The organism is Pseudomonas abyssi (assembly GCF_003444685.1).
Taxonomy (GTDB): domain Bacteria; phylum Pseudomonadota; class Gammaproteobacteria; order Pseudomonadales; family Pseudomonadaceae; genus Halopseudomonas; species Halopseudomonas abyssi.
On the sequence record NZ_LMAZ01000008.1, the window covers coordinates 38747 to 51801 of the forward strand.

At 63.2% G+C, this 13055-nt stretch carries 9 protein-coding genes; 7 read left to right on the forward strand and 2 right to left on the reverse strand.

Going from position 1 to position 13055, the window contains the following annotated elements; all coding sequences use genetic code 11:
- Positions 1-125: 125 nt before the first annotated feature.
- A complete protein-coding gene (gene zwf / locus ASB58_RS17335; protein ID WP_181977964.1) occupies positions 126-1595 on the forward strand; it encodes a glucose-6-phosphate dehydrogenase in 1470 nt (489 codons plus the stop codon).
- Here zwf and ASB58_RS17340 read toward each other — a convergent pair.
- Positions 1589-4441: a putative bifunctional diguanylate cyclase/phosphodiesterase gene (locus tag ASB58_RS17340; RefSeq protein WP_118131798.1), complete on the reverse strand. Its 2853-nt coding sequence runs from the start codon at positions 4439-4441 to the stop codon at positions 1589-1591. The genes zwf and ASB58_RS17340 overlap by 7 nt on opposite strands.
- A gap of 350 nt (positions 4442-4791) precedes the next feature.
- On the opposite strand from ASB58_RS17340, the gene uvrD reads away from it, so the two are divergent.
- The 4 genes from uvrD to ASB58_RS17360 all read left to right on the forward strand — a co-directional run bounded on the left by uvrD (position 4792) and on the right by ASB58_RS17360 (position 9706).
- Complete coding sequence (gene uvrD, locus ASB58_RS17345; RefSeq protein ID WP_118131749.1) at positions 4792-6966, forward strand: DNA helicase II; 2175 nt, start codon at positions 4792-4794, stop codon at positions 6964-6966.
- Between the two features lie 266 nt (positions 6967-7232).
- On the forward strand, positions 7233-8333 hold the full coding sequence (locus tag ASB58_RS17350) for a TRAP transporter substrate-binding protein (RefSeq protein WP_118131750.1): 1101 nt from the start codon (positions 7233-7235) through the stop codon (positions 8331-8333).
- Between the two features lie 177 nt (positions 8334-8510).
- The gene (locus ASB58_RS17355) at positions 8511-9224 is read left to right on the forward strand and encodes a lipopolysaccharide kinase InaA family protein (RefSeq protein ID WP_118131751.1); all 714 of its coding nucleotides are present in this window, start codon (positions 8511-8513) and stop codon (positions 9222-9224) included.
- Positions 9225-9247: 23 nt separating this feature from the next.
- Complete coding sequence (locus ASB58_RS17360) at positions 9248-9706, forward strand: GNAT family N-acetyltransferase (protein WP_118131752.1); 459 nt, start codon at positions 9248-9250, stop codon at positions 9704-9706.
- 47 nt (positions 9707-9753) lie between these two features.
- Here the strand turns inward: ASB58_RS17360 and ASB58_RS17365 are convergent, their stop codons facing one another.
- A complete protein-coding gene (locus ASB58_RS17365) occupies positions 9754-11421 on the reverse strand; it encodes a 2-isopropylmalate synthase (RefSeq protein ID WP_118131753.1) in 1668 nt (555 codons plus the stop codon).
- 275 nt (positions 11422-11696) lie between these two features.
- On the opposite strand from ASB58_RS17365, the gene ASB58_RS17370 reads away from it, so the two are divergent.
- Together ASB58_RS17370 and ASB58_RS17375 are read left to right on the forward strand one after the other, a co-directional pair.
- Positions 11697-12491, forward strand: coding sequence for an AraC family transcriptional regulator (locus ASB58_RS17370; protein ID WP_118131754.1), 795 nt, complete (start codon positions 11697-11699; stop codon positions 12489-12491).
- Between the two features lie 102 nt (positions 12492-12593).
- Positions 12594-13046: an RDD family protein gene (locus ASB58_RS17375; protein WP_096004889.1), complete on the forward strand. Its 453-nt coding sequence runs from the start codon at positions 12594-12596 to the stop codon at positions 13044-13046.
- The last annotated feature ends 9 nt before the right edge of the window (positions 13047-13055 follow it).

Sequence of the window (13055 nt, forward strand, 5' to 3'; positions counted from 1 at the left end):
TGATGTCGGCAGCAGGTGAGGGCAGCATGGCTGCCAGTTTCCCGTCGGCGGGTGGGGCCGGCGGGCGTATAGCTTGTAGTTATACTACAAAAAGGCCCATCGTGTGATGCAGGGGAGGGCAGAGCGTGGCTCAGGCGGGTATCAGTTGTGACATCGTGGTGTTCGGCGGCACGGGTGATCTGGCCATGCGCAAGCTGTTGCCGGCGCTCTACTATCTGCACCGTGACGGGCACCTGCATCCGGATACCCGCATTCTTGCCCTAGCCCGCGCTCAGCACAGCCTGGAGAGCTACGGCAAGCTGGTCAGACGGCATGTCAGCCAGCATGTTGCCCGTGGTGACTTTGATACGGCGCAGTGGGAACGTTTTGCCGAACGGCTTGACTACCTGTCGCTGGATGTCAGTCAACGCGTTGCCTTTCCGCGCCTGACCAAGGTCCTGAGCCCCGGCACCGGGCGTGTGCGGGTGTTCTATCTGGCGACCATGCCGGCTCTGTTTGCGGCCACGGTGCAGCATCTGTCCTCGGTCGGGCTGGTCGATGAGCATGCCCGGGTGGTGCTGGAGAAGCCGCTGGGCGAAAGCCTGGAAACGGCTAACGAAATCAACGACCGCATCGGCAAGGTATTCGACGAATCACGGGTGTTCCGTATCGATCACTACCTCGGCAAGGAAGCGGTGCAGAACCTGCTCGCCCTGCGTTTCGGCAATGCTCTGTTCGAGCCGTTGTGGCGCAATGCGCATATCGATCATGTGCAGATCAGCGTGCTGGAAAGTGTCGGGGTAGAGAACCGCGGCGACTACTATGACCGCGCGGGCGCCATGCGCGACATGGTGCAGAACCATCTGTTGCAACTGCTCTGCCTGGTGGCCATGGAAGCGCCGGTGCATTTCGAGCCCGAGGCGGTGCGTAACGAAAAGCTGAAGATCCTCGAGGCCCTGCGGCCGATCACCGGGATGGATGTGCAGGACCGCACCGTGCGCGGTCAGTACGGCGCCGGGCAGCACGCGGGCGAGCGCCTGCCCGCCTACTACTTCGAGAAGAAGGTCGACCACGACAGTAATACCGAAACCTTTGTCGCGCTGAAGACCGAGGTCGATAACTGGCGCTGGGCTGGGGTGCCGTTTTATTTGCGCACCGGCAAGTGCATGGCTCAGCGCAAGTCGGAGATCGTCATTCAGTTCAAACCGGTACCGCATCGGCTGTTTCCGCGCACTGGCGACAACCCGGAGAACAACCGCCTGATCATCAGCTTGCAGCCGGACGAAGGTATCCGCCTGTCGTTAATGGCCAAGTCGCCCGGGCGCGGCATGGGGCTGCAGAACGTGGATCTGAACCTGGATTTCGCCGCCGCCTTCACCCGGCGCCGCTGGGACGCCTACGAACGTCTGTTGCTGGATGTGATCGAGGGTGATGCGACGCTGTTCATGCGCCGTGACGAAATCGAGGCGGCCTGGCGCTGGGTTGATCCGATCATTGAGGGCTGGGGCGACTTTTACCGTTCACCCAAGCCCTATGCCGCCGGCAGCTGGGGCCCGGACGCCGCCGACAGCCTGCTGGAGCGCCTGGGCCACAGCTGGCTCGATCCGCGCTATTGATCGAGCAGTTGGCAGTTGTTCTGTTCCAGTAGCCGGGTAAAGGCGCCGGCCTCGATCGGCCGACTGATGAGGTAGCCTTGGACTTCGTCACAGCCGTTGGCCTTGAGGAAGTTCAGCTGGCCCTCGTGTTCGACACCCTCTGCGACCACCTTGAGCGACAGGCTGCGGGCCATGGCGATGATGGCCAGCACGATGGCGTTGTCGGCATTGGCGGCGTCCAGCTCGGCGACGAAGGCGCGATCGATTTTCAGCGTGCTGATCGGGAAGCGCTTGAGGTAGGCCAGCGATGAATACCCGGTGCCGAAGTCGTCCACCGACAGGCTCACACCCAGCGCTCGCAGTGCGGCAACGTTTTCGGCGACCTGGTCGCTGTGTTCGGCCAGCATGCTTTCGGTCAGCTCCAGCTCCAGCAGGCGGGCAGGCAGGTTGTGGCGCTGCAGGGTCAGCCGTACGCGCTCGGCAAAGCCTTCCTGGCGCAGCTGCTGTACTGACAGGTTGACCGACACCGCGACCGATTGCGGCCCCTGGTGGCACCAGAGCGCGGCCTGCTCGCAGGCGATATCCAGCACCTTCTGCCCCAGCGTCACGATCATGCCGGTTTCCTCGGCGATGGTGATGAAGTCGCCGGGCATCACCAGCCCTCTGTCCGGATGCTGCCAGCGCACCAGCGCTTCCGCGCTGCAGATACGGTCACTGGCCAGGTGCAGCTTGGGCTGAAAGTGCACCACCAGCTGGTCTTCGTCGATGGCTTTGCGCAGCTGGTTTTCCAGCTGTAGACGGTCCAGGCTGTAGGCGCGCAGCTCACGTGTGTAGAACTGCCAGCGGTTGCCGCCCAGGTGCTTGGCGTGCTGCATCGCCTGGTTGGCCTGGGTGATCAGCAGCAGGCTGTCGCGCGCGGTGGCCGGGAATACGCTGATGCCGATGGAGGCGGTGGTGACCAGCTCGTGCTCGGCCACCAGCATGGGTTTGCGCAGGGCTTCCAGCAACTGGCTGGCCAGGACGCCGAGCTGCTGTTCGTCGTCGGCCTGCTCGACAATCACCACAAACTCGTCTGCCGACAGCCGCGCCAGGGTGTGCCGGCTGTCGACTTCGGTGCTGAGCCGGCGTGCAACCTCCTGCAGCAGGCCGTCTGCCACGGCGTGGCCCAGAGTCACGTTGATGTGCTTGAAGCGGTCCAGATCGATATGCAGCAGCGCAACCGCGTGGTGGTGCTGGCGGGCGCGGGCAACCGCGTCCTGCAGGCGGTCGGTGAACAGGCTGCGGTTTGCCAGCTGGGTCAGCGGATCGTAGTTGGTCAGGTATTGCAGCTGTTCTTCGGTCTGGCGGTGGGTGGTCAGGTCGGCGAAGAAGCCGACGTAATGCGTCAGCTGTCCGCCGGCGCTGCGCACGACCGCGAGCTGCAGCCAGATCGGGAACAGCTCTCCGTTGCGGCGCCGGGCGGTCATTTCTCCCTGCCAACGATCCTGATTGTTGAGCAGTTGCTGCAGATGGAGGAATTGCTGGCGCAGATCGTCGCTGCCGCTGAGAGCCAGAATGTTGTGGCCAACGGCGTCTTGCTGTGACAGTCCGGTGATCACGGTGTAGGCCTGATTGACGGCGAGGATATCCAGTGTCGGGCCGAGGATGAAAATGCCCTCGCTGGTCGCCTCGAACACGGTAGACGCCAGCTGCGCCTGTTCGTCCTGATGCTTGCGTGCGCTGATATCGCGGCGGGTGCCGATCATGCGCAGTACTCGGCCATCGGCGGCACGTTCCACTGCACGGCCGCTATCCTCGACCCACAGCCAGTGGCCACTGCTGTGACGTACGCGGTACTCCATGCGGTAAGCCGCGGTCTGGCTCTTCATATGCCGAACCAGCGTGCGGCGCACCATGGTGACATCAGCCGGGTGTACCAGCGGGCGCAGATCCTGGCGCATGCTGGGTACGTATTCGTCCGGCATGCCGAAGAGCGCGTTGAGGCGCGAGTGGTACACCTTGTCGGTGGTCAGATCCCAGTCCCACAGACCGAGCTGGCTGGCCTCCATGGCCAGGGTTAGCTGCGCCTCGCTGGCCTGCAGATCGTGGGTGGCCTTTTCCAGCTCGGCGGTGCGCTGGCGCACCCGTTCTTCCAGATCGTCGTGGCTGTCGCGCAGGGACTGCTCGGCGCGGCGGCGCTGGTTAATCTCGCGGGTCAGTTGCTGGTTAAGCTCTTCGGTGTGCTGGTGGGCGCTGCCGAGATTGCCCAGCAGGGCTTCGTTGCGCAGGTTGCTGATCAGCGCGTTGCGCATGGTCCGGTGGATCAGCGCAGCGGCCAGCAGGATAAAGCAGAACATCATGGCGCCGGTCTGCGCCCAGACCAGGCTGCTGGGCGTGCCGTCGGCCAGCAGCCAGATGACCGGCGGCAGCCAGGCGGGCAGCATGAAAGAGGCGAACGCGCTGTAGCGCGGCGCGTAGAGTACGCCAACGCAGATGCTGACGCCGCTGGCGATACTGTACATCTGCGCCTGCAGGGCAAAGTTGTCCAGCGGGGTCAGGGCGATATGTACCCAGCTCAGGCAGAGTCCGGAGGCGAGGTTGCCGAGATGGAAAAACAGGCTCCAACGACGCTGCAGGCGCTCCCGTGCCGAGGCCTGCCAGTAACGGCCTACCAGCACCTGACGGGTTGCCACCAGCAGGCCGAGCAGGGCTATCCACACCAGCAGGCTGCTGCGGGTGCTGTGGGCCCAGGCGAGCGGGGTGATCAAAACGGCGGTGACCAGCAACAGCCATTGCGGCAAGCGGGACTGGGCGTACAGCTGGTTCAGCTGCTGCAAGCGCAGTTCATCGCGGGGAATCGGGCTGAAGGCCGCTGGACTGGCGCTCATGCGGCTGCGCTGCTCCATGGTCCGTTGACGTTGTTTTTTGTCATTGTTGTGTCTGTCGGTTCGGCTTGTGTGCCTGCCCAACCATACACCAGGGGACGTGCCCGGCACAGTCCCTGGTGCGCAAAAAACAGCTTGCCAAGCTCTCTATCTCGGGAATCCGACGCAGACGCTCAGCCGTTGGGCGGATGACCGTAGGGTCCGCCAGTGACGGACCCGGCGACGGGGCGACAGTAGCGCGTGTGCGCTGTGCTGAAATGGCCTATTTGAATTGAGCAGGCAGCCCCGTACGGCGAGCGCCCAAGCATGCAGAGGGCTTGTGGAATGGATCAGTGCTTCCCTAGAATGCCGCGATGGATATTTCCCACCTGCTTAATTCGCTTAACGAAGCCCAACGCCAGGCGGTCAGCGCCGCAGTCGGCCAGCAACTGGTGCTGGCCGGGGCCGGCTCCGGCAAAACCCGAGTACTGGTGCACCGTATCGCCTGGTTGGTTCAGGTGGAACAGGCGTCGCCCTGGAGCATTCTCTCGGTCACTTTCACCAACAAGGCTGCCCATGAGATGCGCGCGCGGATCGAGCAGCTGCTCGGCATCTCGCCGCAGGGTATGTGGGTCGGCACCTTCCACGGCCTGGCGCACCGTCTGCTGCGCGCCCACTGGCGAGAGGCCGGCCTGGCTGAACAGTTCCAGATCCTCGATAGCGATGACCAGCAGCGGTTGATCAAGCGCGTGATTCGCGAGCTGGGCCTGGACGACAACCAGTGGGCGCCCCGGCAGGCCCAGTGGTGGATCAACTCGCAGAAGGATGAAGGCTTGCGCCCGCAGCACATCCAGCCGGCGGGTGACCTGTACATGACCACCATGGTGCGCATTTACGAAGCCTACGAGCAGGCGTGCAATCGTGCCGGCGCGGTCGACTTTGCCGAGCTGTTGCTGCGCTCGCTGGAGCTGTGGCGCGACAATCCGGCCCTGCGTGAACAGTACCGCGCGCGTTTCCGGCATATTCTGGTCGACGAGTTTCAGGACACCAACGCGGTGCAATACGCCTGGTTGCGGCACCTGGCCGGCAACAATCCGAGCCTGATGGTGGTGGGTGACGACGACCAGTCGATCTATGGCTGGCGCGGGGCACGCATCGAAAATATCCAGCAGTTCCAGACCGATTACCCGAACGCCGAGATGATTCGCCTGGAGCAGAACTACCGCTCTACCGCGACCATCCTCAAGGCCGCCAACGCGCTGATCGGCAATAACGCCGGGCGCCTGGGCAAAGAGCTGTGGACCGATGGCAACGAGGGTGAGCCGATTGCCCTGTATGCCGGCTTCAACGAGCAGGACGAAGCGCGCTACATCGTCGAGCGTATCGAGCAAGGCATTCGCGATGGCCTGAGCCGCAGTGAGATCGCTATCCTGTATCGCTCCAACGCCCAGTCGCGAGTGCTGGAAGAAGCGCTGCTGCGCAGTGGCATTCCCTATCGCATCTACGGTGGGCAGCGCTTTTTCGAGCGGGCCGAGATCAAGAACGCCATGGCCTACCTGCGGCTGATGGGCAGTCGTGGCGACGATGGCGCGCTGGAACGCATTATCAACCTGCCCACCCGCGGCATCGGCGACAAGACCGTCGAGTTGCTGCGTCAGCAGGCCCGGGAGCAGGATGTCTCGATGTGGCAGGCGGCCTGCGACCTGCTCGATAACAAAGGCTTGCCGGGCCGCGCTGCCAATGCCGTGCAGGGCTTTATGGTGCTGATCGAGGAGATGGCCGAGCGCGCTCAAGGTCTGCCGCTTTACAGTCAGGCGCAGATCGCCATCGAGCACAGCGGCCTGCTGCGCTTTCATGAGCAGGAAAAGGGCGACAAGGGTCAGGCCCGGGTGGAAAACCTGGAAGAACTGGTGTCCGCCGCGCGTGGCTTCGAGAACGACATGGCCGACGCGGAAGAGGACGGCGACGTGCTGCTGGCCTTCCTCGCGCACGCTTCGCTGGAAGCGGGCGAAACCCAGGCCGATCGCTTTGAAGACAGCGTGCAGCTGATGACCTTGCACAGCGCCAAGGGGCTGGAGTTTCCGCTGGTATTTATGGCCGGGGTGGAAGAAGGGCTGTTCCCGCACAAGATGAGTCTGGAAGACCCGGGTCGGCTTGAGGAAGAGCGTCGCCTGGCTTACGTCGGCATTACCCGGGCGATGCAGCAACTGGTGATCACCTGGGCCGAGACGCGCCGCCTGTATGGCAGCGAAACCTTCAACAAGGTCTCGCGCTTTGTACGTGAAGTCCCGGGTGAACTGATTCAGGAAGTCCGGCTGGGCAATCAGGTCAGCCGTCCCTTCGGCCCGGCCAAGGGTGGCCTGTTTGCCAGCGAAGCGTCAGAGAACACCGGTTTTGCCCTTGGCCAACGCGTCGAACACGCGCTGTTCGGCGAAGGTGTGGTGCTCAACTACGAAGGCCAGGGCGCGCAAGCGCGCATTCAGGTCAACTTTGATGACGAAGGCAGCAAGTGGCTGATGGTGGCGTATGCCAAGCTGCAGGCGCTGTAGCGCCAGCAGCTCGGAGCCGCAAGCTTTAAGCCTCAAGCTGCAAGCGGTTTGTGCGTGCGGGAAGCACTTTGCCAGGTTGCACGATGCTGTGGTTAACGGCGCGCGGTTGTCGACAGGCTAATCCGCGACCATGCGGACAGCGTGTGGCTTTGAATATTTTGCGGTTTGGGTAATTCGCCGGAGAGGAGGGCGCGTGTCGACGCTCCCTACACCCCTATAAAAGTCAGCAGCGGACAGCTTGCCGCTTAAAGCTTGGAGCTATAAGAATGGATAGACGTAACTTACTGACCGCCGCCGGACTGGGTTTGGGGGCTGCGGCGCTGGCCGGGTGCAAGGACGATAGCGCGTCGGCGGGCGGGGCGAGTGCTGCGCCGGAGCAGCGCTTTCGCTGGAAAATGGTTACCTCCTGGCCGGAGAACTTTCCTGGCCTGGGTACCACCGCGCAGCGCTTTGCCGACACGGTAGCGCGGCTGTCCAACGGCCGCTTGAGTATCCAGGTTTTTGCTGCTGGTGCGCTGGTGCCGGCGCTGGAAGTGTTTGACGCGGTATCCAGCGGTACCGCCGAGCTGGGCCACAGCGCGGCCTATTACTGGAAGGGCAAGAGCGCCGCTGCGCCTTTTTTCACCGCTGTGCCCTTTGGTATGAACGCGCAGGAAATGAACGCCTGGCTGTACGAGGGTGGCGGGCTTGAGCTGTGGCAGAAGGCCTACGATCCGCTGGGCGTGGTGCCGCTGCCCTGCGGCAACACCGGCGTGCAGATGGCCGGCTGGTTCAACAAGGAAATCAACAGCCTGGATGACCTGCAGGGCCTGAAGATCCGCATGCCCGGCTTTGGTGGCGAGGTGCTGGCACGGGCCGGCGCGACCACCGTCAACCTGCCCGGCAGCGAGATCTTCACCTCCCTGCAGACCGGCGTGATCGACGCCAGCGATTGGGTCAGCCCCTACAACGATCTCGCCTTCGGCCTCTACCAGGCCGCCAAGTACTACTATTACCCCGGCTGGCAGGAGCCCTGCGCGGTGCTGGAGTTGACGATCAACAAGCAGAAGCTGGCCGAGTTGCCAGATGATCTGCGTGCCATCGTCATCGAGGCCGCGCGCTCGACCAACCAGGCCATGCTGGATGAGTACGGTCGACGTAACGCCGAAGCCCTGCACACGCTGGTTAACGAGCACCACGTCCAGCTACGCCGCCTGCCGGACTCAGTGCTGGACCGCTTGCGTGACATCAGCGGTGACGTGCTGGAAGAAACCGCCGCCATGGACCCGCTCAACCGTGAGGTCTGGGACTCGATGCAGGCCTTCCGTGAACGCATTCAGGCCTGGCACGCGCTGGGCGAGAAGGCGATGTACGATTTGCGCAGCTGAGCGCTGTCAGGGGTAAGTCGGCCTGTTCGCCGATGATCGCTGCCGTAGTATTTGTTTTGACCACACAGGGCGATAGTGGGTAAGGTGATTGGCCGTTAACAACAATCACCTGTCCCACTGGCGCGGTCCTTGCAGTTCGACGTCAGACAGTGCGTGACGACAGCGAGGCATAACAATATGAAAGACAAGGCGCATCCCGCGTTCAGTGACTGGTGGGCCCGGCAGGGCGACTGGGTAGAAGAGCCCAACGAGCGCCGCGACGGCAACAGCGGCGTGCAGCGGCTGACCGATCAAGACGTCACCCTCTATCTCAAACGCCAGGTTGGCCACCTCAGCCGTTCGCTGCGTTATCCCCTTGGACGGCCCACTGTGGTGCGCGAAGCCTGGGCCTTGGAAGCTTATCGCGCCGCTGGTGTGCGTGTGCCGCAGATCCGCTTTGCGGGTGCGCGCAAGCAGCAGGGCCAGTGGCAGGGGCTGCTGGTGACCCAAGAGCTGCGCGACTTCATCAGCCTTGATGAGTGGTATGCCGGCGATGCCAGAGCGCAGCATGGCGAAGCCGTGCACCGCCACATGTTGCGTGAGCTGGCCAGCTGCCTGAGTCTGGCGCATAACGCCGGCCTGCAGCATGGCTGCCTGTACTCCAAACATATTTTCATCCGGGTACGCAGTCGGGGGGTGGAAATCGCGCTGCTCGACCTGGAGAAGTGTCGCCGCCGCTGGCGTCGCAGCGCCGCCGTGCGCCACGACCTGAAGCAGCTTTACCGCCACCGAGGGCCGATGCCCGAGGCAGACTGGTTCCAGTTGCTGGAGGATTATCGCCAGGTGGCTGAGATCCTGCCCAGCGAACGCCTGTTGGGCCGCAAGACGCCGGTCCGGCCGCGTCAGGCCTAGGCGTTGTCTCTCTGGTGAATGACATGCGCATTGGCCTCGCCACCGCTGCCGACGCCGAGCGGGTGGGGCGACTGTTTGACCTGTACCGTCAGTTTTATGAGCAAGCTGCCGATCTAGCGGGCGCGATCGCCTACCTGCATGCCCGCCTGCAGAAGGGGGAGTCGGTGGTGCTCATCGCCGAGACTGCAGAGGGCGAGCTGGCGGGCTTCTGCCAGCTGTACCCGACTTTCTGTTCGGTGGATATGGCCCCTATTTGCGTACTGTACGATCTGTTTGTTGCCGCTGACTTTCGTCGTCAGGGCATTGCCGAACAGTTGCTGACGGCAGCCGGCCAGCAGGCCGAGGCCCGCGGCGCGGTGCGCATGGAGCTGGCAACGGCGATCACCAATACGGCGGCCCAGCGGCTCTACGAGTCGACCGGTTGGGTCCGTGATGAGGTCTTTTTCCATTACGCGAAAACGCTGCCGGCGCCAGCGAACTGAGCTGCGCCAGGGGCGTCCGCTCTGTGCCGACGCCGCCTTGTCCTTGCTTAGTCTGTCGCGTCGGCAAACCGGGCAGCGACACTCAGCACCGCCAATACCGATGCCGTCGCTATATTCGGGTGTCGACCGACGCCGAAGCGTGAGCCGGGCACGCCGGGCATGGCGGCTTCAACTATGGCGACGGCTGCGGCCTCTGACCCTGCACCCAGACTGCGCTCTTCAAAGCTGTCGATACGCAGCGGCAGCCCCAGGGCCGCAACGGTGGCGGCTATCGGGCCGTTGCCCGATCCGGCGATGGTCCTGACGGCACCGTCGCTGTCTGCCAGCTCCAGTGCGATGCCTTGACCGTCCAGATGCTCGAACAGACGATGGTTGCGGTAGATGAAGCTTGAGCGCACCTGCGTTGGTGCGAGATAGGTCTGCTCGAAAATCGCCCAGATCTGCGCACTGCTCAACTCCGTCTCACTGGTGTCAGCCAGCGCCTGCACGATGGCACTGAACTCGACCTGCATGCGGCGTGGCATGCGGATGCCGCTGTCGCGTTGCAGCACAAAGGCGATGCCGCCTTTGCCCGACTGGCTGTTGACGCGCACGATGCTGTCGTAGGTGCGACCGATATCCTGCGGGTCAATCGGCAGGTAGGGCACGCGCCAAGGCGCATCGGCCTGCTGCGCGGCAAAGCCCTTGGCGATGGCATCCTGGTGCGAACCCGAGAAGGCGGTGAACACCAGGTCGCCGACATAGGGGTGGCGCGGATGAATCGGCAGGGCGGTGCACGCTTCGGCCACGCGAGCCAAAGCGGCGATATCGGAGAAATCCAGCCCAGGCGCAATGCCCTGGGTATAGAGGTTCAGCGCCAGGGTCACCACGTCGACATTGCCGCTGCGCTCACCATTGCCAAACAGGCACCCCTCGACCCGTTGCGCGCCGGCAAGGATAGCCTGTTCCGCGCAGGCCACGCCGGTGCCCCGGTCGTTGTGCGGATGCACCGAGAGGGTGATGTGCTCGCGTCGCTCCAGTCGCCGGTCCATCCATTCGATCTGATCGGCAAACACGTTGGGTGTCGACATCTCTACGGTGGTGGGCAAATTGATGATCATCCGGCGCTGCGGACCGGCATCCCAGGTACGGATGGCGGCGTTGCAGACGGCCAGTGACACCTCCAGCTCAGCCATACAAAAGGTCTCCGGCGAGTATTGCAGTATCCACTCGGTTTCCGGGTGGGCGGCCGTCAGCCGTTTGAACAAGGCGACATGGTATTCAACCATTTCGATGATCTGCGGCACGCTCATGCCGAAGACAATCTCGCGCCAGGCGGGCGCCACCGCGTTGTAGAAGTGCACGATGACCTGCCGGGCGCCTGCGACGGCGCGCACCGTTTCGCTGATCAGGTCCTCGCGCAGCTGGGTCATGACCATTGGGGTGACGTCGGCGGGAATCTGCTGCTCGTCGATGAGCTGGCGCACGATGTCGAAATCCGTCCGCGAGGCGGCTGGAAAGCCGACTTCTATTTCCTTGAAGCCGATACGTACCAGCTCATGAAACAGGCGCAACTTGCGCTCGCGGTTCATCGGCTCAAACAGCGCCTGGTTGCCGTCACGCAGATCGGTAGACAGCCAGACCGGGGCTCGTGTCATGGTGCGTGAGGGCCATTGGCGGTCAGGCAGAGCGACCGGGGTGGCCGCGCGGTATTTATGGGAAGGATCAGTCAGCATGGGAAACACTCCAGAGAAATCGTTTGCTCCTGATTCCCCTGCCTGGTTGAAGCTGACGTCGGTCGGGGGTCAGGGGGATTCAGGATGGGTCTTGGCGCAGATGGGCGCGCGCCGACCCCGACCGAAAATCAGCGGTAGTAGCCGTTGCGAGAGACCGATTGCAGACATGCGTGATTAGACCCGGCAGTGAGATGTGTGGTTGATGGTAGGCTTGTGGACTGTGTCTATCTACATAAAAATAGACAAATTATTTATCTATACGGACAGTGTGCGAGATGGGTTTTCTCCCTCCTGAACAGGGCGGTCACGCGCTGGACTCGACCCCGGACGGGCTGCCGGTATCCGGTGTGGCGGTTCATTATCCGACCGGTCATGTGGTGCCTGAGCACCGCCACCCGCAGGGTCATCTGATCTACGCTGACCGTGGCTTGTTGCGGGTCGAAGCGCAAAGCGGGCAGTGGTTGGTGCCTCCCACGGCCGCCGTCTGGTTGCGCGCCGGGGTAGCGCATCGGCTGGTGGTGCCCGTTGCGCTGCAGGCGCATGGTCTGTTCGTGCGTGAGGACCTATGCGCGCGCCTGCCTGCGGTCGACTGCGTGGTGCATGTCTCGGGCTTGCTGCGGGAGCTGATCATGGCGCTGACCCAAAGCGATATCCCTGGTGGTGTCCGGCGCAGGCAGTTGCTTGGCGAGCTGCTGGTTGAGGAGCTGCACGCTCAGCCGCTGCTGCCGCTGCATTTGCCGTGGCCGCCTGGTGGCGCTGACAGCGCCCTGCAGCAGGTGTGTCAGGCACTGGTGGACGATCCGGGCGATAGCGCCACGGCTGCCGAGTGGGCGAGCAGACTGGCCATCGGCGACAAGACGTTCCAGCGGCGTTTTTTGCAGGCCACCGGCATGACGTTCGGCAGGTGGCGACAGCAGCTGCGGTTGATGTCGTCGCTGACGCTGTTGCTGCAGGGGTTGCCGATCACTCAGGTCGCGCTCGCCTGCGGCTATGACAGCCATAGCGCCTACAGCACGGCCTTCCGTAAACAGTTCGGGCAGACGCCTTCGGCTTTTGTTGCGACCCGATAGATGTGGCGCTGCCATGCGCTGGCTTGACAGCGCGCGGAGCGCACACGGCGCAGGCCAAGCCTGATATGCTCGCGGGATTCTCATCTGCCCAAAGGACTGACCATGAGCGAACCCCAATACGCCGGTTTCTGGCTGCGTTTCGGCGCCACCATTATCGATTCTGTGATTTTCGGACTGGTGCTGATGGTGCCGCTGGCGCTGATCTACGGTGAAAGCTACTGGATCGATGAAACCATGGTGCATGGCGTCTGGGACGTCCTGCTCAGCTATATCGTGCCCTTTATTGCCACGCTCTGGTTCTGGCGCCGCTTTCTCGGTACACCCGGCAAGATGTTGCTGCGCTTGCGGGTGGTCGATGCGCGCACCGGGGAGCCATTGCCGCTGGGCCAGTGCGTGCTGCGCTATATCGGCTATTTCGTGTCTGCCTTGCCGCTGTGTCTGGGCTTTCTCTGGGTCGCGTTCGATGCACGCAAGCAGGGCTGGCACGACAAGATCGGCGGCAGTGTGGTGATTGTCGAACCCCGTGAGCCGGTGCGCTTCGAAGGCCGAGACTAAGGAACGCCG

Coding starts and splice junctions, on each gene's coding strand:
- ASB58_RS17360 (WP_118131752.1), top strand. CDS start 9,248: ATGCGCATTGGCCTCGCCACCGCTGCCGACGCCGAGCGGGTGGGGCGA.
- ASB58_RS17365 (WP_118131753.1), bottom strand. CDS start 11,421: ATGCTGACTGATCCTTCCCATAAATACCGCGCGGCCACCCCGGTCGCT.
- ASB58_RS17370 (WP_118131754.1), top strand. CDS start 11,697: ATGGGTTTTCTCCCTCCTGAACAGGGCGGTCACGCGCTGGACTCGACC.
- ASB58_RS17355 (WP_118131751.1), top strand. CDS start 8,511: ATGAAAGACAAGGCGCATCCCGCGTTCAGTGACTGGTGGGCCCGGCAG.
- ASB58_RS17375 (WP_096004889.1), top strand. CDS start 12,594: ATGAGCGAACCCCAATACGCCGGTTTCTGGCTGCGTTTCGGCGCCACC.
- ASB58_RS17340 (WP_118131798.1), bottom strand. CDS start 4,441: ATGAGCGCCAGTCCAGCGGCCTTCAGCCCGATTCCCCGCGATGAACTG.
- uvrD (WP_118131749.1), top strand. CDS start 4,792: ATGGATATTTCCCACCTGCTTAATTCGCTTAACGAAGCCCAACGCCAG.
- ASB58_RS17350 (WP_118131750.1), top strand. CDS start 7,233: ATGGATAGACGTAACTTACTGACCGCCGCCGGACTGGGTTTGGGGGCT.